Source organism: Streptomyces sp. NPDC090119 (assembly GCF_044747085.1).
Classification (GTDB): Bacteria; Actinomycetota; Actinomycetes; order Streptomycetales; family Streptomycetaceae; genus Streptomyces.
Genome location: NZ_JBIVDK010000001.1, coordinates 434,176 through 453,802, shown reverse-complemented (window position 1 = coordinate 453,802; position 19,627 = coordinate 434,176). Strand labels below are relative to the sequence as shown.

Below are 19,627 nucleotides of genomic sequence, written 5' to 3'. Positions count from 1 at the left end.
ATCGCTCTCATGCCGTGCCGGTGAGGTGCTCGGGCCGGACCGGGGTGCGGTTCAGTTCGAGTCCGGTCGCGGCGCGGATGGCGGCGAGCACCGCCGGGGTGGACGACAGGGTGGGGGCCTCGCCGACGCCCCGCAGCCCGTAGGGGGCGTGGTGGTCGGCGAGTTCGAGGATGTCGACCGGGATGACCGGGGTGTCGAGGATGGTCGGGATCAGGTAGTCGGTGAAGGACGGGTTGCGCACCTTCGCCGTCACCGGGTCCACAAGGATCTCTTCCATCACCGCGACCCCGAGGCCCTGCACGGTGCCGCCCTGGATCTGGCCGAGCACGGAGAGCGGGTTGAGGGCCTTGCCGACGTCCTGGGCACAGGCCAGCTCGACCACCTTGACCAGGCCCAGCTCGGTGTCGACCTCGACCACGGCACGGTGCGCGGCGAAGGAGTACTGCACATGGCCGTTGCCCTGGCCGGTGCGCCGGTCGAAGGGCTGGGTCGGCCGGTGCCGCCACTCCCGCTCGATCTCGACGCTCTCCCCCTCCAGCACCTCGGCGAGGCCGGCCAGCACCTCACCCCCATCGGTGACCACCTTGCCGCGCTCCAGCAGGAGTTCGGCGGTGGCCCAGGCGGGGTGGTACGTACCGAACTTGCGGCGCCCGATCTCCAGCACCCGCTCCCGCACCAGCGCGCAGGCGTTGCGGACGGCGCCGCCGGTGACGTACGTCTGCCGGGAGGCGGAGGTCGAACCGGCGCTGCCCACACGGGTGTCGGCGGGCTGGATGGTGACCTTCTCCACGCCGAGTTCGGTGCGGGCGATCTGCGCGTGCACGGTGACCCCGCCCTGGCCGACCTCCGCCATCGCGGTGTGCACGACGGCGACCGGCTCCCCGGCGACGACCTCCATGCGGACCTTGGCCGTGGAGTAGTCGTCGAACCCCTCGGAGAAACCGACGTTCTTGATGCCGACCGCGTACCCGACCCCGCGCACCACCCCTTCGCCGTGCGTGGTGTTGGAGAGGCCGCCGGGCAACTGCCGTACGTCGGCGCCCTCGCTGGACTCCCACTGGCGCTCGGGCGGCATGGGCATCGCCTTGACGCGGCGCAGGAGTTCGGCCACCGGCGCGGGCGAGTCGACCACCTGTCCGGTGGGCAGGGTGCTGCCCTGCTCCATCGCGTTGCGCTGCCTGAACTCCACCGGGTCCAGGCCGAGTTCCCTGGCCAGCTTGTCCATCTGGGCCTCGTAGGCGAAGCACGCCTGGACCGCGCCGAAGCCGCGCATCGCCCCGCAGGGCGGGTTGTTGGTGTAGAGCGCGACGGCCTCGATGTCGACGTCGTCCACGTTGTACGGGCCGATGCCGAGGGAGGCGGCGTTGCCGACGACGGCCGGGGAGGCGGAGGCGTAGGCGCCGCCGTCCAGGACGATCCGGCACTTCACATGGGTGAGCAGGCCGTCGCGGGTCGCGCCGTGCTCGTAGGTCAGCTTGGCGGGGTGGCGGTGGACATGGCCGAAGAAGGACTCGAAACGGTCGTAGACGATCTTCACGGGCTTGCCGGTGCGCAGGGCCAGCAGGCAGGCGTGGATCTGCATCGACAGGTCCTCGCGGCCGCCGAACGCGCCGCCGACCCCGGCCAGCGTCATCCGCACCTTGTCCTCGGGCAGGCCCAGGACGGGGGCGATCTGGCGCAGGTCGGAGTGGAGCCACTGGGTGGCGATGTAGAGGTGGACCCCGCCGTCCTCCTCGGGCACGGCGAGCCCGGACTCGGGACCGAGGAACGCCTGGTCCTGCATGCCGAAGGTGTACTCGCCGCGCACGATCACGTCGGCCCGCGCGGCGGCCGCGGCCGCGTCGCCGCGCACGATGGGCTGGCGGTGCAGGATGTTGGGGTGGTCGACGTAGGGCGCGTGGTGGTCGTCGCGGTCCTCGTGGACCAGGACGGCGTCGGGGGCGGTGGCGGAGAACTCGTCGGTGATGACGGGCAGTTCGCGGTATTCGACGCGGATCTTGGCGGCGGCCCGGCGGGCGGTCTCGGGGTGGTCGGCGGCGACGGCGGCGACGGGTTCGCCGTGGTGCCGGACCTTGCCGTGGGCGAGGACCGGGGTGTCCTGGATCTCCAGGCCGTAGGTGCGGGTGTCGGCGGGCAGGTCGTCGTAGGTCAGGACGGCGTGCACGCCGGGCAGGGCCAGGGCCTCGGAGACGTCGATGCTCACGATCTCGGCGTGGGCGACGGTGGAGCGCAGCAGGTGGCCCCAGAGCATGTCCTCGTGCCAGAGGTCGGAGGAGTAGGCGAACTCGCCGGTGACCTTGAGGATGCCGTCGGGGCGCAGCGTGGACTCGCCGATGCCGCCCGCGGTTCCGGCACCCTGGGTGATCTTCGTGGGGACGCCTGCCGGTCCGGGTACGGGCATGTCAGACCTCCTCGGCCTGCCGGGCGGCCGCCAGGCGGACCGCGTCCATGATCTTCTCGTAGCCGGTGCAGCGGCAGAGGTTGCCGGAGAGCGCCTCACGGATGTCGGCGTCGGCGGGCTCCGGGTTCTGCTCCAGGAGTTCGTCGGCGGCGACCAGCAGACCGGGGGTGCAGAAGCCGCACTGGACGGCGCCCGCGTCGATGAACGCCTGCTGGATGGGCGCTAGTTGGGCGCCATCGCCGGGAATCGGCTGCCATTGGCGGGCCTCGTCGAGGCCGACGCCGGGTGCCGCGTCGCGGCGGCTCGCGGCATGGTCGGCCAGTCCCTCCACGGTGACGACCTCGCGGCCCTCGGCCTGGCCCGCCGCGACCAGGCAGGAGCAGACCAGCTCGCCGTCCAGGCGGACGGTGCAGGAGCCGCACTCGCCCTGTTCGCAGGCGTTCTTGGCGCCGGGCAGGCCGAGCCGTTCGCGCAGCACGTAGAGCAGGGACTCGCCCTCCCAGACGTCGTCGGCCTGCTGGGGGCGTCCGTTGACGGTCAGACTGACGCGCATCACGCGGCTCCTTCGGTGGCTCGGCGCCCGCCCCGGTACGACTCCCAGGCCCACATCAGCGTGCGGCGGGCCAGCACGCCGATCGCGTGGCGCCGGTAGTCGGCGGTGCCGCGCACGTCGTCGATGGGGTTGCAGGCGGCGGCGCACAGGGCGGCGAACTGCTTGACCGCCGAGGGGGCGATGACTTGTCCGTTGTCCCAGAACCCGCCCTCCTCCAGTGCCGAGTTGAGGAACTCCTCGGCGACCTCCGCCCGGATCGGGGTGGGCGCGGCGGAGCCGATGCCGGTGCGGACGGTACGGGTCTCGGGGTGCAGGGCGAGGCCGAAGGCGCAGACGGCGATGACCATGGCGTTGCGGGTGCCGACCTTGGAGTACTGCTGGGGTCCGTCCGCCTTGGCGACGTGTACGGCGCGGATCAGCTCGTCGGGCTGGAGGGCGTTGCGCTTGACCCCGGTGTAGAAGGCGTCGACGGGGATGAGCCGGGTGCCGCGCGCCGCCGACTCCACCTCGACCTCGGCCCCCGCCGCGAGCAGCGCCGGGTGGGCGTCACCGGCGGGCGAGGCGGTGCCGAGGTTGCCGCCGACGCCGCCACGGTTGCGGATCTGCGGGGAGGCGACGGTGTGCGCGGCGAGCGCGAGACCGGGCAGCTCGGCGCGCAGGTGGCGCATGATCCGGGCGTACGGGACGGAGGCGCCGAGGCGTACGGAGTCCGCGCCGGTCTCCCACTCGGTCAGCTCGCCGATGCGGGTGAGGTCGAGGAGGTGGGTGGGGCGGCGGTGGTCGAAGTTGATCTCGACCATCACATCGGTGCCCCCGGCGATGGGCACGGCGGTGGGGTGCTCGGCCTTCGCGGCGAGCGCCTCCTGCCAGCTTGCGGGGCGAAGGAAGTCCATGGCCCGGTTCTCTTCTTCCGTCTCATGACACGGGGGTCGTGAAGTCAGTACACCGGTGGCTCTTCCAACCGTGTCAGTCACCGAAAACCCGAAGGAGTTGGCTGGCCACGGCGGTCATCTTGTAGATTCGTATGAACGAAGGCCCTCGGCAATCGCTCTGTTTTCCTCCGGAAACACAGGAGACACCGCAGGTGCGGGGCACGGGCCGCGCGCCCCGCGCCGACCCCGCCTCCGTCACCCATCCAGATCAAGCGAAGTTTCGACACAGAACGGCGGCGACGAGATGCGGCTGCGCGCACTGTTGGACACCGATGCGCTGGGGCTGCGGCTGCTCGGCGGCGAGGACGAGCTGGACCGTACGGTCCGCGGGGTCATGACGACCGACCTGCGCGACCCGAGCCGCTATCTCTCGGGCGGCGAGCTGGTCCTCACCGGTCTCGCCTGGCGCCGGGACGCCGCCGACTCCGAGTCGTTCGTCCGCCTCCTGGTGCAGGCCGGGGTCACCGCCCTGGCGGCCGGGGAGGCCGAGCTGGGGGACATACCCGAGGACCTGGTGGTGGCCTGCGCCCAGCACCGGATGCCGCTGCTGGCCGTGGACGAGTCGGTGGCCTTCGCCACCATCACCGAGCACGTGGTGCGTCAGGTCTCGGGCGAGCGGGCCGGTGACCTGGCCGCCGTGGTGGACCGGCACCGGCGCATGATGACCTCCGGCCCGGCGGGCGGCGGTCCGGACGTGGTCCTCGACCTGCTGGGCAGCGACCTCGACCTGCGCGCCTGGGTACTCTCCCCCACCGGGCGCCTGATCGCCGGGTCCAAGGTCGCGGGCCCGGCGCTGCCGCCGGAGACCTGCGCGCGGCTCGCCGCCGAGCAGCTCGCCGCCGTACGCACCGGGCGGCGCGGACCGCACCGGGTGCAGCTCGACGGCGTCACGTACTCCCTCTTCCCCGTCCGCTCCTCCGGCCGCGCACCGCAGCCGGTGCCGGACGTCCGGGAGACCGTGCTGTCGGACTGGCTGCTGGCCGTCGAGGCGGACGCCGCCGAGTGGCCCGAGGAGCGGCTCGACCTGCTCCGGGGCGTCACCCAGCTCATCGCCGTCGAGCGGGACCGGCGCGACGCCGCCCGCACGGTGCGACGCCGGCTCGCCCAGGAGGTGCTGGAGCTGGTGCAGAGCGGCGCGGCGCCCGCCGAGATCGCGGCGCGCCTCAGGGTCGCCGCGCCCGTGCTGCTGCCGGGGCTCGGGGCGGCGCCGCACTGGCAGGTGGTCGTGGCCCGCGTCGAGTGGGAGGACGGCGCGGTCGCGGGCGGGCCGGTCGCCCAGTCGCTGCTGGAGGAGGTCCTCGTCGACCCGCTGGCCACCGGCCCGGACGCGGCCGACCGGGTCGCCGTCGCGCACGCCGGGGACGAGGCCGTGGCCCTGGTGCCGCTGCCCGCCGTCTCCGCCGAGCACGACGGCTCCGAGGCCGGTCTGCACGCCGACGCGCTGCTGCGCTCGGTGCGCGAGGCGCTGTCGGCGGGACTGGAGGGCGACGGACGGCTCACTCTGGGCGTCAGCGCCGCCGTGCACTCGGCGGAGGGGCTGCGCGGGGCGCTGGAGGAGGCCCGGCACGCCCGCCGGGTCGCCGCGGCCCGGCCCGGCCGGGTGTGCGCCGCCGGGCACCAGGAGCTGGCCTCGCACGTGCTGCTGCTGCCGTTCGTCCCGGACGACGTGCGCCGCGCCTTCACGGCCCGGCTGCTGGAACCGCTCACCGAGTACGACCGCCGCCACCGGGCCGAGCTGATCCCGACACTGGAGGCGTTCCTCGACTCCGACGGCTCCTGGACCCGGTGCGCCGCGCGGCTCCATCTGCACGTCAACACCCTGCGGTACCGGGTGGGACGCATCGAGCAGCTGACGGGCCGCGACCTGTCCCGGCTGGAGGACAAGCTCGACTTCTTCCTGGCCCTGCGGATGAGCTGAGTACCGCCTCACGGCTGTGATCAGCGGCGGTCGGCGCCGGGGGGCGAATTCGATCTTCCGGCGCCACGGGACGGCCGTTCGGCCCCCGGTCCGCAACTTTGTGAAAAGTTTCACCCACCCTCTTGGCCCGGCCCGGTGATCGGTGCTGGAATGCACGCCACCACTCAACAGCTCGATGGCGTGCTCGGGGAGGGCAACGTGGCGCATCCCGCCATGTCTGGTAACGGAACGACCGCCGGTGACGATCCGCTCCAGACCGCGGTGTGGCGGCTGCGCTCGCGGGCCTGCTGGGCCGACGCGGCGGCCCTCCTGCCCACGGACACCCCGGCGGCCACGCTCCAGCGGGCCACGCTCCTGGTGGAGCGGTGCCTGTACACCGAGCGGGGCTGGGAGGCGGCCGAGGACGCGTTGCGCACCGCCGAGGCGCGGGCGCACAGCGACGAGGAGCGCGGCGCGGCCGCCTGCGAGCGCGGCCAGCTCGCCTACGCCTCCACGCTGCACGGCGTACGGGACCGGGTGGACGAGGCGCGGGCCGCGCTGGGCCGGGCGGCGGCGCTGATACCGCCGGGGGCGCCGGGGCGAGCGCTGCTGGACTTCCGCCGGGGTCTGCTCGCCGAGAACCTGGCCGACGCACCGCAGGCCGCCCGCGCCGCCTACCGCCGGGCCCACGCGGGCGCCACCGCGCAGGCCGACCCGCTCCTGCTCTCCTTCACCTGGCGCCACCTCGCCGGAGTGGCCCTGCGCGAGGGCGAGTTGGCCGAGGCCCGGCACGGCTTCGCCGAGTCCCTGCGGCTGCGCGAGGAACTGGGCTACCTGGTGGGCACGGCCCCCGCCCTGGTCTCCCTCGCGGAGACCGAAGCCGAACCGGAAGCCTCCCGGCTCCGCGAGGAGGCCCGCCGCCTCTTCCGCCTCCTGGGCGGAGTCCCCACCTGGCTCGCCCAACACCTGACCCCACCGGAGCCGGGCGCGGCGACAGCCTGAGGGTGCCTCCGGCGGCCGGCGGGGGCGAACGGACCCGACCGCTGACCTGCCGGCGCAGCCACCACGTCCCGTGCGACGGCGGCCACCCCACATGGACCCGGGCCTCGCCCTCCGCATCCGGCGCGGCGCACGACGGCGGACGCGACGTGCCGGAGCCCGTCCACCGCACGCTCGCGGCCCGCCCGGCGACCACTCCGAGTCGGCGCAGGCCACGCCCTCGCCCCCGGCGCGGCGCACGACGGTGACGTCCCGGAGCCCGACCACCTCACCCCCGCGGCCCGCGCCCTGGCAACTACTCCAGATCGGCCTGGGACGCGCCCTCCGCCCCCGGCGCGTGCACGACGGAGGACGGTGGCGCGCCGGAGCTCCGACCACCGCACGCTCACGACCGTGGCCGGGCCGGGAGGGCCATCGGCCGCCGGTGCCGGGGCGGCCCGGGCCGCGCCCGTGGCGCACCTCAGCGGTCAGCTGGGCTCGCAGGCCCGTCGCAGACCCCGGCCACTCGCCCCCGCGCGGCGGCGCCCCTCAGTCGCGCTGTGCGAAGTGCTCCGCCACCAGGGCCGCCACCGCGTCCTGCTCGCCGGAGGCCAACGCGTCCAGGAGGGCGGTGTGTTGGGCGGCGTCGCGGAGCAGGACGGCGCGATGCTGGCGGGGCGGGGTGCTCACCAGGGGCCACTGGGCGCGGCGGTGGAGGTCTTCCGCGATGCGGAGGAGCTGTTCGTTGCCCGCGAGGGCGAGGAGGGCGCGGTGGAAGGCGCGGTCGGCCTCGGCGTAGCGGGCCGGACAGCCGGAGGCGGCCGCGCGGGCGGTGTCCTCGGCGAGCGGGCGCAGCTCGGCGAAGCGGGCGGCCGGTACGGAACCCGCCAGCCGCAGCAGGACGGGCACCTCCAGCAGCGCCCGTACCTCCGCCAGCTCGGCCAGCTCGCGGGCGCCGCGTCGCACGACCCGGAAGCCCCGGTTGGGGACGACCTCGACGGCGCCCTCCAGCGCGAGCTGCTGCATGGCCTCACGGACCGGGGTGGCCGAGACCCCGAAGCGGTCGCCGAGCACCGGCGCCGAGTAGACCTCGCCGGGGCAGAGTTCGCCGGTGGTCAGCGCGTAGCGCAGCGCGTCGAGGATCTGCCCACGCACCGAGGCCCGCTGCACGACCGCGCGCGGCCGGGGCAGCGGCGGCTCGCTGTGGGTGTGCTCACCCCGTACGCCGGAGCTGCCGTCGGCCCGTTCGCGGGCCTCGGCGGCGCCGGACCGGGCCGGTACCCGCGTGGCCGCGGGCTGCGCGGCGTGCCAGGGCAGCCCCGTCCCGGAGACGTCGTGCAGGCCCTGCTTCACGGGTCCTCCTCGGGCTGTTCGGCGGCCGGGTTCCGGCCCCGGACACGGACGACGGACCGTCACATGTCCGTCAAGCACCTTAGGCGCAGGAGGCGGCACTTCAAATTCCCGGAAAGACCGGTAAGGTTAGCCTTACCTCTCAGCCCGCCCCCGCGTTCGAAGGATCGGTGGTCCCGCCATGCTCGCTACGGCCTCGCCGCTCACCGCAGCGTACGACCGGCTCGGCGAGGTCTATCCGGGACTGAGCGTGACCCTCCACGAGGGCCCGGCACTGCCCGTGGGCGACGGCTGGGTCACCGCCGACGGGCTCGCCGCGGGCGGCGCCCAGCTCGACTCCTTCCTCGCCTGGGACGACGCCCAGGTGCTGCGGGACTACGGGCGGCACGCCCGTCCGGACGTCGTCGCCAGCTTCGGCCTGCACCGGTACGCCTGGCCCGCCTGCCTCCTCATCACCGTCCCCTGGTTCCTGCACCGCCGCGTCCCCCGGCTGCCCGCGGCCCACGTCGCGTACCACCGCACCGAGGGCCGGATGACCGTACGGCCGGGCACCTTCGCCTGTCTGCCGGACGACCCGGCGGCCGGGCTGCCCGAGGCGGTCGTGGTGGCCGACGAGGAGGCGCTGCGCGCCGAGGTGCGCGCGGCCGTCGCCGAGCACCTGGAGCCGGTGCTGGGCGGCTTCGGCCCCCGCATGCGGCGGCGCGGCCGCGCGCTGTGGGGCATGGCGACGGACGAGATCGTCGAGGGCCTGTGGTACCTCGCCTCCCTGCTCGGCGAGGGCGAGGAGGGCCGCGCGATGCGCGAGCTGGAGCTGCTGCTGCCGGGCACGACCCGGCCGTACGCGGGCTCGGCCGCGTTCCGTGAGCTGACCGGTCCGGCCGGTGAGCCGCTGTCCACCCGCGACCGGGTGAGCTGCTGCATGTTCTACACGCTGCGTCCCGAGGACACCTGCGCCACCTGCCCGCGCACCTGCGACAGCGACCGGATCGCCAAGCTGACGGCCGCCGCGGCGGCCTGAGCCCGGCGGAGCCACTCGTTCGAGCGGCGTTAATCGAACTCAACAGCCCCTTCACAGCACAAAGTTCGAGCAGAGCGGCGCCAGCACGCCGCCCTCGCGCCCCTTTGAAGGACCGTTGCCTCGAAATCCCCGGCCGGGCGCCGGGAATGGGTCACTATGACGGGCGATACGCCCTATCCCAAGGCGCCCTCTTTTCAAGGCAAGGGACCCCTGATGCGAATGACCGACATATCGCTGAACTGGCTGCTTCCGGGCGCCGTGCTGCTCCTGGGCGTGCCGGTGGCGATCGCGGTGCTCGCGCGCGGCAAGCGCAACTCCGGGGAGAAGGCGGGCTCCGACGACTCCTGGGAACGCAGCGAGGAACGCCGCAGGCGCAAGGAAGCCGTCTACGGAACCGCCTCGTACGTCCTGCTGTTCTGCTGCGCGGCGGTCGCGGCGGCCCTCTCCTTCCACGGCCTGGTCGGTTTCGGCGAGCAGAACCTCGGGCTCACCGACGGCTGGCAGTACCTGGTGCCGTTCGGCCTGGACGGGGCGGCCATGTTCTGCTCGGTCCTCGCCGTGCGCGAGGCCAGCCACGGCGACGCCGCCCTGGGGTCCCGGATGCTGGTGTGGATGTTCGCCGCGGCCGCGGCCTGGTTCAACTGGGTGCACGCGCCCAGGGGGATGGGCCACGACGGGGCGCCGCAGTTCTTCTCCGGCATGTCCCTCTCGGCCGCGGTGCTGTTCGACCGCGCGCTGAAGCAGACCCGCCGGGCCGCCCTGCGTGAACAGGGTCTGGTGCCGCGCCCGCTGCCCCAGATCCGCATCGTCCGCTGGGTACGGGCGCCCCGCGAGACGTACGGGGCCTGGTCGCTCATGCTCCTGGAGGGTGTGCGCAGCCTGGACGAGGCGGTCGAGGAGGTGCGCGACGACAAGCGGGAGAAGAACGAGGCCCGGCAGCGTCGGCGCGACCAGCAGCGGGTGGAGCGCGCCCAGTTGAAGGCGCTCACCCGAGGCGCCCGTGGTGTCGTCCCGCGGACGCCCGCACGGACGGTGGAGGTCCAGATGGACCGGGCCCCGGCGACCGGGGAGCCTGCCATAGGGACGGCGGAGAAGCCGGTCCCCCGCTCGCGGCCGTCGCTCCAGGCGGTCCGCGAGGGCGGCGAGCCGGTCACCGTCGACCTCACCGCGGAGGACGACACGATGGCCCTGCCCCGGCTCGACTCGCTGGAGCGCAAGCTGAAGGACCTCGAGCAGCAGTTCGGTTGAGCACCGCGGCGGCGACGGGGCGGGAGTGCGGTTCCGATGGACCGCGCCCCCGCCCCGTCGCCGTGTCCGCCTACGCCGCCTCGGCGCCCAGCTCGAACCACACCGACTTGCCCACCGCGTGCGCCCGTACTCCCCAGGCGTCCGCGAGGGACTGCACCAGGATCAGGCCCCGGCCGTTGGTGTCCTCGTCCGGTTCGGGGGCGCGCATCAGTGGGCCGCGGGCCACGAAGTCCCGCACCTCCACGCGGAGTCCACGCGCGGAGACGACGACGGTGAGGATCGCGTCGTCGTCGGTGTGGACCAGGGCGTTGGTGACGAGTTCGCTGGTGAGCAGTTCCGCTATGCCGGTCCGGTCGGGCCGGTCCCAGTGCCGTAGCAGGGCGCGCAGTTCGCGGCGCGCCTCGGGCACCGCCGCGAGGTCGGCGCGTGTCAGTTCCCGTCTGAGCCGCTGCGCCTCACGCGTGCCGCCCGTGTCGCCGTCGTCCGTGTCTCCGGTGTCCGCCGGGGAAGCCCCCACTGCCATGGGACCGCCTCTTCGCGCCTGACTCGTCATGACCCCCGCCCACACGTCGCCGGCCCTCCCTCTCCTGGTCGACCGCGTCCACGTCGGATGGTTGCCCAGTGGGCCGGGGGCCAGTCATGACCGCCGTCCGACCGCCGGTTGTTCGGCCACGCGGGGCGGGCGCACGGGCCGTCCACCGGGTGTCCGGGGACCCGCACCGAAAGCGCCGTGGCGGCCGAAAGACGCCGCAGGAGCCATCTGACGGCTCCTGCGGACCCATGCGGCCACCCAGTGCCCCCAATCGGTCACACGCGGTGAAACTGACCGGAAATCACCGTTGCCGAGGTCGAGTTCAGGGCCGGGGTACGTTGCGGAGGTTGGAGCGGGCCATCTGCAGCATCCGGCCGACGCCGCCGTCCAGCACGATCTTCGAGGCGGACAGCGCGAACCCGGTGACCATGTCGGCCTTGATCTTCGGCGGGATCGAGAGGGCGTTGGGGTCGGTGACGACGTCCACCAGGGCGGGGCCCTTGTGCTTGAAGGCGTCCTTGAGCGCCCCGGCGAGCTGCTTGGGCTTCTCCACCCGCACCCCGAAGGCACCGCAGGCGCGAGCGACTTCGGCGAAGTCGGGGTTGACGTCGGTGGTGCCGTACGAGGGCAGGCCCGCGACCAGCATCTCCAACTCCACCATGCCGAGGGCGGAGTTGTTGAACAGCACGATCTTCACCGGCAGGTCCTGCTGCACCAGCGTCAGGAAGTCCCCCATCAGCATGGTGAATCCGCCGTCACCGGCCATGGCGATCACCTGCCGGTCCCGGTCCACGAACTGGGCGCCGATCGCCATGGGCATCGCGTTCGCCATCGAGCCGTGCGAGAACGAACCGATGATCCGGCGGCGGCCGTTGGGCGAGATGTAGCGGGCGCCCCAGACGTTGTTCATGCCGGTGTCGATGGTGAAGATCGCGTCGTCGTCGGCGATCTCGTCCAGCACGGACGCCACGTACTCGGGGTGGATCGGGACGTGCTTGTCCACCTTGCGGGTGTACGCCTTGACCACGCCCTCCAGCGCGTCGGCGTGCTTCTTCAGCATCTTGTCCAGGAAGCGGCGGTCCGTCTTCTCCCGCACCCGGGGAATCAGACAGCGCAGCGTCTCGCGCACATCGCCCCACACCGCGAGGTCCAGCCGCGAACGCCGGCCGATGACCTCGGGCCGTACGTCGATCTGCGCGATCTTCACGTCGTCCGGCAGGAACGCGTTGTACGGGAAGTCGGTGCCGACCAGGATCAGCAGCTCGCACTCGTGGGTGGCCTCGTAGGCGGCGCCGTACCCGAGCAGCCCGCTCATCCCGACGTCGTACGGGTTGTCGTACTGGATGTATTCCTTACCGCGCAGGGCATGCCCCACCGGGGACTTGATGCGGCCCGCGAACTCCATCACCTCGGCGTGGGCGCCCGCCGTGCCCGCGCCGCAGAACAGGGTGACCTTGTCGGCCTGGTCGATCATCTCCACCAGGCGGTCGATCTCGGCGTCGCCGGGGCGGATCGTGGGCCGGGAGGTGACCAGGGCGCTCTCGAAGGACCGGTCCGGGGCGGGCTGGTCGGCCACGTCGCCGGGCAGGGTGACGACGCTGACCCCGCGCTGCCCGATCGCGTGCTGGATGGCGGTCTGGAGCAGCCGGGGCATCTGCTGCGGGTTGGAGATCATCTCGCTGTAATGGCTGCACTCCTCGAACAGCCGCTCCGGGTGCGTCGCCTGGAAGTAGGAGAGGCCGATCTCGCTGGACGGGATGTGGGAGGCCAGCGCCAGCACGGGCGCCATGGAGCGGTGGGCGTCGTAGAGGCCGTTGATGAGGTGCAGGTTGCCGGGGCCGCAGGAGCCCGCGCAGGCGGTCAGTTTGCCGGTGATCTGGGCCTCGGCACCGGCCGCGAAGGCGGCGACCTCCTCGTGCCGCACATGCACCCAGTCGATCGCGGCGTTGCGGCGCACGGCGTCCACGACCGGGTTGAGGCTGTCCCCGACGACGCCGTACATCCGGCGTACTCCGGCGCGGGCGAGGATGTCGACGAACTGCTCGGCGACGTTCTGTTTGGCCATGGCGGTCGTCTGCCCCTTCGCGGTCCCGGAAATACGCCCCTGCGGTCCCATCAAGTCACAGGGGGCCCGATCACGCCTCCCAAACGGCGGCGGCCGTACGGTCGTCGGCGTACCCCTTCACCCGGGTCTGGGTGTCCCCGAGGAACGCGGCGAGGCCGGGCGCGGCGGCGCGCGACCAGCGGCGGCCGAGGAACGCGCGCAGGGCCGCCTCCCCGCGCAGCGGCTCGGCGAGGCCGGAGGTGCACATCATCAGCACGTCACCCGGCCGGGCTAGGGCGGCCCGGAACCGGAACGGCAGGTGCGGCGGCTCGGCGGGCGCGACGACGGGCTCGTACGGGCTCGGCGGGACCGGGATGCCGAGGTCCAGGGTGAGGCGGTCGCCGTCCGGGGTCTCGGCGGGGAGGGCGCCGGGCGGGACGGCGGCCTGCCCCGGTCCGCCCGGCGCACCCGGCGCACCCGGCGCACCCGGCTCGATGTCTCGCCACTCCCCGTCCCGCAGCCGGAACAGCCCGCCCTCCCCCGCGCCGAAGAACACCCGGGTGCGGCAGTCGGGGTCGGCGGGCAGCAGCAGGCAGCGCAGGCTGACGGTGGGTTCCCCGGAGGCGGCGCGGAGCTTGCCGAGGGTGCGGTCGGTGAGCCGGTTCAGCCCGGACTTGAGGTCGCCGCGCCGCTCGGCCCGCAGATCCTCGACCAGCCGTTCGTGGCTGCGCCCCACCGCCTGTCCGATCCACCGGCACGCCTCGGCGGCCACCCGGTGCGCGTCGGGCACCGCCCGCGCCCCGGTGGCCATGGCCACGAGGACGAGGGCCTGTTCGCCCGCGCCGAAGCGCGCGGTGAGCAGGGCGTCGCGCCGTGCCTCGCCCCGGTAGCGCGCGGAGTCCCCGCGCAGCGAGACGGCCCGCAGGGTGCAGGCTCCGTACCGGGCGCCCTCCAGCACGGTGTCGGACACCAGCTCGCCGAGCCGGTCGGGGTCGGCGGCGGGCAGCGCGGTCGGTTCGGGGGCGTAGGTGGGGGGCCGGGGGCCGACCCAGTCCAGGGTGGGCGGCGCGGTCGGCGTGAAGTGGGCGACGCCGGTGACGACGGGGCCTCGGGGGGTGCCGTCGGCGGGGCTCCCCGCCGGTTCGGGTGCGGGCCAGCCCGGCATGGGCGGGACGGCGGGCGGACGCGCGGGCGGGGCGTCGGGGGCGTCGGGGGGTGTCTGCTCACCGGCGCGCTGGGCGGGGAGGGATGGCGTGTCCCGGACCTGGTCACCGGTGTCACCAGCGTCACCGGCTCGCTGGGCCGGGAGCGGTGGCGGGCCCGGCTCGGCTCTGGGCGGCGGGGGTGCGGCCGTCTCCTGCTCGGGCGGCCCGCCGGGGCCGCTCTCCGGTTGCCCCGGCTGCCCGCTCCCCTGTCCGGTCACCGTCGCCCGCTTCGCCGAGGCGTAGCGGTCGTCCAGGGAATCCGGGGCCGGTGCGGGGCCCGTGTCGTCGGCCGTCTCGGCGTAGAGCTGCCCCCACCAGTCGTCGTCCTGGCGAGTGGGCCCGCCCCCCTGCTGACTCATGCCGGTAATTGTCACCACGCGGGCGGCGCGGAAACGGGGCATCGGCAAAATCCGGCCCTCCTCGCCCAGCGCATCGGGGGACAGGGCGAACGGCCGTACGAGATCTGCGGTTCCGTCCGCGCTCGGGCACGCTGGGCAGATGGGAGCGTGGGAACTCCTGCTGGTCGGCCTGGTGATCGCGCTCGGCCTGTGCGGAGTGCTGGTGCCGGGCGTGCCGGGGTCGTGGCTGGTGTGGGCCGGCGTCCTGTGGTGGGCGCTGACGAATCCGGCCGGGCTCACCTGGGCGGTGCTGGTCGGCGCCACCGTGGTGCTGCTGCTGGCACAGGTCGTGCGCTGGGCGCTGCCCGCGCGCCGGCTGCGGGCGAGCGGCGCGACGCCTCGGATGGCGGTGTACGCGGGGGTCGGCGCGCTCCTCGGGTTCGTGCTGGTGCCGGTGGTGGGCGCGCTGCCCGGTTTCATGGGCGGGATCTACCTGGGCGAGCGGCTGCGGCTCGGCCGGCACGGCGAGGCGATGGCCGCGCTGCGTACGGCGATGCGCTCGGGCGGCTCCAGCGTGTTCACGGAGCTGTTCGCCTGCCTGCTGATCGCGGCGGGCTGGCTGGGCGCGGTGCTGTTCGGCTGACCGCTCGACCGCTCAGTGGAGTGCGCGGCTGACGCGGTCGGCGACCGCCTTCATCCCGTCGTCGTCGAAGTGCAGATGGTCGCCGGGGTCGTAGCGCGGCAGCAGGCGTACGGGGTCGGCGGGGTCGCGCAGCGCGGCGTCCGCGTCGGCGACCGCGTCGAAGACCCGGCCGGTGCGGATGAATTCGTTGATCCCCTTCCGTACCGCCTCGCGGGCCGTCGTGTGCGCCGGGTAGCCGCCGTACGGGGTGAGGGTGACGCCGACGACCCGGATGTGCCGGGCGTGGGCGCGGGCGACGAGGGTGCGGTAGGCGTCGGCGTAGGCGCTGACGTCGGCCGCGGTGGGGGTGCCGTTGATGTCGTTGACGCCCTCGAACACGACGAGGACGCGGACTCCGGCGCGGTCGAGCGCGTCGGCGTCCAGCCGGGCGAGGGCGCTCGGGCCGGTGCCGTCGCGCAGCAGGCGGTTGCCGCCGATGCCCGCGTTGAGGACGCCGAGGCGGCGGTGGCGTTCGGCGAGCAGGTCGGGCCAGCGGTGGTTGGCGTCGTGGGTGGAGCCGTGGCCGTCGGTGAGGGAGTCGCCGACGGCGACGACGCTGCCGGTGGCGGTGCCGCGTACGTCGACCCCGGCGACGTAGTACCAGTTGCTGATCGGGGTGCGGTACGCGGAGCCGTCCTCGTCGGCCGCGTGCCCGGCGCCGACGAGCGCGACCCAGCTGGTCTGGAGGGCGGTGCCGTGCTGGGTGGCGGGGCCGGAGTCGTCCGGGGTGAGGACGGTGACCAGGAGGTCGGCGGCGGCCGGGACGGTGAGCCGGACGGGGTCGGTGAGGAGGTCCTGGCCGGGCGGGATCGTGGTCGTGGTCGCGTGCTGGAAGGTGGCGGTGCGCAGGGTGCCGGGCGCGGCGTCCGGGCCCTGGCCCTGCCGGAGGGCGACGGTGACCGCGCCGAGGTGCAGCGGAGTGGTGCCGAACCGGTTGGTGACGCGTACGCGCAGCTCGTGTCCGCCGACGCTGAGGTGGACGACGTTGCGGATCGCGGCGCCGGGCAGGGCGGGCGCGGTGCCGGAGGGGGCGGCCTCCCAGGTGCCGGTCCAGGGCTGGTTCCCGGTGGCGGCCGAGGCCGGTGCGGGGGTGAGCAGGAGCAGCAGGACCGCCAGGAACCGTACGGCACCGCCCATGTCCGCCCCTTTTCGCACCGGGCCCGTCCGGGTGTCCGGGCCGCCGCAGGCGACGGTGTCACACGGGCACGCCGGGGGCGGAGCCCCCGCACCGCGCGCACACCCGCTCGGCCCAGCGTGCCCCGCGCCGTGACCGACCTGTGCTGCAGCACCCCCAGGGGCGCGGGGAACTGCGCGACCGGCCACGACGGCGCCGCACCTGGACCGCCCCCCTACGCGGCGCCCAGCACCCCCTCCAGCCGCAGCAGCCACATCTTCCGCTCCAGCCCGCCCGCGTACCCGGTCATGGTGCCGTCGGCCCCGATGACCCGGTGGCAGGCGCGAACGACGAGCAGCGGGTTGGCACCAAGGGCACCCCCGACCGCACGGATCGCGGCGCGAGAAGCACCGACCTCGGCCGCGATCGCACCGTAGGTGGTGGTGGCCCCGTAGGGGACGGCGTCCAGGGCGGCCCAAACGCGCTCGCGGAACTCGGTGCCCCGCACACGGACCGGCAGGTCGAACTCCTTCAGGTCTCCGGCGAAGTAGGCGGTGAGCTGTTCGGTGGCTTCCCGGAAGGGCCCCGCGTGGTGCCGCCAGCCTTCCTGGACGGTACGGCCGCCCTTCTGGCCGGGCACGGAGACCGAGGTCAACGCGCCGTCGGCGTCCGCGGTGAGCAGCAGGAGGCCGACCGGGGAGGCCAGTTCGGTCCAGTAGGGGTTGTCCATGATCGCCATCACTCGGTCAGCTCCTCGGCGACCCGTAGGTGGTGGACGGCGTAGGACCGCCAGGGCCGCCAGGCTTCGGGCAGGTCCGTACCGGGTGGGGTGACGTCCGGGTCGCCGAGCACCCGCGCCCGGAGGGCGGCGACGGCGGCCGGGGTGATGCCGGGCAACTCGGCGAGGGCGCGCCGGGCCTCGTCCCGGTCGGCGCCGGGGTCGAGGCACAGCGAGCCGTCGGCGAGGGCGGCGGCGAGCGTGCCGAGCGGGGTCCCGGCCTCCGCCTCGGCGAGGACGGCGGCCTCGGGGAAGAGATGGGTGAGGCTGCCGCTGGGCGCGTCGAGCGCCTTGCCGTACCGCAGGACGAGCCGTGCCACGTCGTCCGGTGACCCGGTCAGCAGGCGGGCGGCGATCTCCAGCGGGTCGACGGCGCCGGGCGCGCGCAGTCCGGGCCGGGCGGCGACCAGCGGGGCGAGCCGGGGGTCGGCGGCGAGGCGGGCGTCGACGGCGTAGGGGTCGGCGTCGAGGTCGTACAGCCCGCGCAGCCGGTGCACGGCGGTGGTGAGGTCGCGGGGGTCGGTGAGCAGCAGCCGGGCGTCGAGCCAGCCGCCGGGCCGGGTGCCGCCGCGTGGCTCGGGGGTGTGGGCCCGCTCGTGGACGGCGACGACCGCGGTGCCGTACGGCAGCCGCAGGGTGCGGCGGTGGACGCGGGCGCCGGGGGTGCCGGTCACCTCCTCCACGCCGGGTACGGCTTCGCGCGCGAGCAGGTCGAAGACGGCGCCCGCCTGGTAGGGGCCTCGGTGGGCGAGGCGCAGCGGGATGCCGGTGCCGGGAGCGCTCCGGCGGGAGCGCGGGGCGGCGTCGCGTACCTCGGTGGGGGTGTGGGCGTACACCTCGCGGATGGTGTCGTTGAACTGGCGGATGCTGCGGAACCCGGACGCGAACGCGATCTCGGTGACCGGGAGTTCGGTGGTCCGCAGCAGGGTCCGCGCGGTGTGGGCGCGCTGGGCGCGGGCGAGCGCGACGGGTCCGGCGCCGACCTCGCCGGTGAGCTGCCGCTGCACCTGCCGGGCGCTGTAGCCGAGGCGGGTGGCGAGGCCGGTGACGCCCTCGCGGTCGACGACGCCGTCCGCGATCAGCCGCATGGCCCGGCCGACGACGTCCGCGCGGACGTTCCACTCGGCCGAGCCCGGTACCGCGTCGGGGCGGCAGCGGCGGCAGGCCCGGAATCCGGAGCCCTGGGCCGCGGCGGCCGTACGGAAGAACCGCACGTTGCACCGCTTCGGGGTCACCGCCGGGCAGCTGGGGCGGCAGTAGATGCCGGTGGTCCGGACGGCGAAGAAGAAGACGCCGTCGAACCGCCCGTCGCGGCTGCGCACCGCCTCGTACCTGCTGTCATCGTCCGTCATGCGTCCAGTGTCGGACGTCGGAGGGGGGCCGGGCCAGCGGAAAACGGACATGCAGCCCGGCCCCCGGGGGTCACGTCCAGGGACCCCGCTTGGCCCGCATCGCGGCCCGGCCCTCGGCCCCCTTGCGCTTCCAGTCCTTGCGGATCTCGGCGCGCAGGCGGGCGTCGGTCTTGGCGACGATCCGCTGGTTCTCGCGGACCAGCTTGCGGTAGCTGTCCAGCCGTCGGACGGGCAGCTCGCCGGAGTCGACGGCGGCGGCGACCGCGCAGCCGGGCTCGGAGTCGTGGGAGCAGTCGTGGAACCGGCAGCGGGCCGCCAGCTCCTCGATCTCGGAGAACACCTGCCCGACCCCGCTCTCGGCGTCGTACAGACCGACTCCGCGCAGTCCGGGGGTGTCGATGAGGACGCCCCCGCCGGTCAGCGGCAGCAGGTTGCGGGTGGTCATGGTGTGCCTGCCCTTGCCGTCCACGTCCCGCGCGGCCCGGACGTCCATCACGTCCGCGCCGACGAGCGCGTTGGCCAGCGTGGACTTGCCCGCGCCGGACTGCCCGAGCAGCACGGCGGTTCCGGTGCCGATCAGCGCCCGGAGCACGTCCAGCCCGTCGCCGTGCAGCGCGCTGACGGTGAGGACGGTGACGCCGGGTGCGGTGGTCTCGACGTCCTGTACGAGGTGCGCGAGCGTCGCGGGGTCCGGCACGAGGTCGGCCTTGGACAGCACGATCACCGGCTGCGCCCCGGACTCCCACGCCAGCGCGAGGAACCGCTCCACCCGCCCGAGGTCCAGCTCGACGGCGAGCGACACGGCGACGACGGCGTGCTCGACGTTGGCGGCGAGGATCTGCCCGTCGGACCGCTTGGAGGAGGTGGACCGCACGAACGCCGTCCGGCGGGGGAGGTAGGCGCGGACGTAGCGGGGATCGCCGCCCTCGGGGTCCACGGCGACCCAGTCGCCCGTGCACACGACCTTCATCGGGTCGCGGGGGACGACGAACTCGGTGTCCGCGCGGACGGTGCCGCCGGCGGTGACGATGTCGCACTGGCCGCGGTCGACGCGGAGGACCCGGCCGGGCAGGAGGCCCTGACGGGCGTAGGGGGTGAACTCGGCTTCCCAGCCCCCGTCCCAGCCGTAGAGGTCGAGCGGGTGCGACGGGGCCGAGCCGGAAAGAGAAGAGGAGGACAAGGGGTGACCCTTCACATGGGTGGCC

General features: G+C 74.3%; 16 protein-coding genes. 5 read left to right on the top strand and 11 right to left on the bottom strand.

The window, feature by feature from the left end; all coding sequences use genetic code 11:
* Window positions 1–7: 7 nt before the first annotated feature.
* Genes pucD through ACIPPM_RS01980 form a run of 3 tightly spaced genes read right to left on the bottom strand, consistent with a single transcriptional unit; the run spans window position 8 to window position 3,847 of the window.
* The gene (gene pucD, locus ACIPPM_RS01990) at window positions 8–2,401 is read right to left on the bottom strand and encodes a xanthine dehydrogenase subunit D (RefSeq protein WP_401442005.1); all 2,394 of its coding nucleotides are present in this window, start codon (window positions 2,399–2,401) and stop codon (window positions 8–10) included.
* A 1-nt stretch (window position 2,402) separates the two neighbouring features.
* Complete coding sequence (locus ACIPPM_RS01985; protein WP_401442003.1) at window positions 2,403–2,954, bottom strand: (2Fe-2S)-binding protein; 552 nt, start codon at window positions 2,952–2,954, stop codon at window positions 2,403–2,405.
* Window positions 2,954–3,847, bottom strand: coding sequence for an FAD binding domain-containing protein (locus ACIPPM_RS01980; RefSeq protein ID WP_401442001.1), 894 nt, complete (start codon window positions 3,845–3,847; stop codon window positions 2,954–2,956). Before ACIPPM_RS01980 ends, ACIPPM_RS01985 begins: the two co-directional genes overlap by 1 nt.
* Window positions 3,848–4,130: 283 nt before the next feature.
* Between ACIPPM_RS01980 and ACIPPM_RS01975 the strand changes: the two genes are divergently transcribed.
* Together ACIPPM_RS01975 and ACIPPM_RS01970 are read left to right on the top strand one after the other, a co-directional pair.
* Window positions 4,131–5,804, top strand: a complete 1,674-nt coding sequence (locus ACIPPM_RS01975; protein WP_401441999.1) for a PucR family transcriptional regulator — start codon at window positions 4,131–4,133, stop codon at window positions 5,802–5,804.
* Between the two features lie 213 nt (window positions 5,805–6,017).
* A complete protein-coding gene (locus ACIPPM_RS01970; RefSeq protein ID WP_401441997.1) occupies window positions 6,018–6,785 on the top strand; it encodes a hypothetical protein in 768 nt (255 codons plus the stop codon).
* 525 nt (window positions 6,786–7,310) lie between these two features.
* Here the strand turns inward: ACIPPM_RS01970 and ACIPPM_RS01965 are convergent.
* The gene (locus ACIPPM_RS01965) at window positions 7,311–8,114 is read right to left on the bottom strand and encodes a GntR family transcriptional regulator (RefSeq protein ID WP_401441995.1); all 804 of its coding nucleotides are present in this window, start codon (window positions 8,112–8,114) and stop codon (window positions 7,311–7,313) included.
* Between the two features lie 178 nt (window positions 8,115–8,292).
* On the opposite strand from ACIPPM_RS01965, the gene ACIPPM_RS01960 reads away from it, so the two are divergent.
* Window positions 8,293–9,129 (top strand): (2Fe-2S)-binding protein, encoded by an 837-nt coding sequence (locus tag ACIPPM_RS01960; protein WP_401441993.1) that lies wholly within the window; start codon window positions 8,293–8,295, stop codon window positions 9,127–9,129.
* A gap of 213 nt (window positions 9,130–9,342) precedes the next feature.
* The gene (locus tag ACIPPM_RS01955; RefSeq protein WP_401441991.1) at window positions 9,343–10,377 is read left to right on the top strand and encodes a DUF2637 domain-containing protein; all 1,035 of its coding nucleotides are present in this window, start codon (window positions 9,343–9,345) and stop codon (window positions 10,375–10,377) included.
* Window positions 10,378–10,447: 70 nt separating this feature from the next.
* Here the strand turns inward: ACIPPM_RS01955 and ACIPPM_RS01950 are convergent, their stop codons facing one another.
* From ACIPPM_RS01950 to ACIPPM_RS01940, 3 genes are all read right to left on the bottom strand, one after another.
* The gene (locus tag ACIPPM_RS01950; RefSeq protein WP_401441989.1) at window positions 10,448–10,900 is read right to left on the bottom strand and encodes an ATP-binding protein; all 453 of its coding nucleotides are present in this window, start codon (window positions 10,898–10,900) and stop codon (window positions 10,448–10,450) included.
* Between the two features lie 331 nt (window positions 10,901–11,231).
* Window positions 11,232–12,974, bottom strand: a complete 1,743-nt coding sequence (locus ACIPPM_RS01945) for a pyruvate dehydrogenase (RefSeq protein ID WP_401441987.1) — start codon at window positions 12,972–12,974, stop codon at window positions 11,232–11,234.
* A 70-nt stretch (window positions 12,975–13,044) separates the two neighbouring features.
* Window positions 13,045–14,517, bottom strand: coding sequence for a protein phosphatase 2C domain-containing protein (locus ACIPPM_RS01940; protein WP_401441985.1), 1,473 nt, complete (start codon window positions 14,515–14,517; stop codon window positions 13,045–13,047).
* 139 nt (window positions 14,518–14,656) lie between these two features.
* Here ACIPPM_RS01940 and ACIPPM_RS01935 point away from each other — a divergent pair, with 139 nt between their 5' ends.
* Window positions 14,657–15,139 (top strand): DUF456 domain-containing protein, encoded by a 483-nt coding sequence (locus ACIPPM_RS01935; RefSeq protein WP_401441983.1) that lies wholly within the window; start codon window positions 14,657–14,659, stop codon window positions 15,137–15,139.
* Between the two features lie 12 nt (window positions 15,140–15,151).
* On the opposite strand, the gene ACIPPM_RS01930 is transcribed toward ACIPPM_RS01935, so the two are convergent.
* The 4 genes from ACIPPM_RS01930 to rsgA form a co-directional block, all read right to left on the bottom strand.
* On the bottom strand, window positions 15,152–16,315 hold the full coding sequence (locus tag ACIPPM_RS01930; protein WP_401441981.1) for a GDSL-type esterase/lipase family protein: 1,164 nt from the start codon (window positions 16,313–16,315) through the stop codon (window positions 15,152–15,154).
* A gap of 212 nt (window positions 16,316–16,527) precedes the next feature.
* On the bottom strand, window positions 16,528–17,022 hold the full coding sequence (locus tag ACIPPM_RS01925; RefSeq protein ID WP_401444119.1) for a methylated-DNA--[protein]-cysteine S-methyltransferase: 495 nt from the start codon (window positions 17,020–17,022) through the stop codon (window positions 16,528–16,530).
* Window positions 17,023–17,030: 8 nt separating this feature from the next.
* Window positions 17,031–18,422 (bottom strand): Ada metal-binding domain-containing protein, encoded by a 1,392-nt coding sequence (locus ACIPPM_RS01920; RefSeq protein ID WP_401441979.1) that lies wholly within the window; start codon window positions 18,420–18,422, stop codon window positions 17,031–17,033.
* Between the two features lie 70 nt (window positions 18,423–18,492).
* Window positions 18,493–19,602 (bottom strand): ribosome small subunit-dependent GTPase A, encoded by a 1,110-nt coding sequence (gene rsgA / locus ACIPPM_RS01915; RefSeq protein ID WP_401441977.1) that lies wholly within the window; start codon window positions 19,600–19,602, stop codon window positions 18,493–18,495.
* Between the last annotated feature and the right edge of the window lie 25 nt (window positions 19,603–19,627).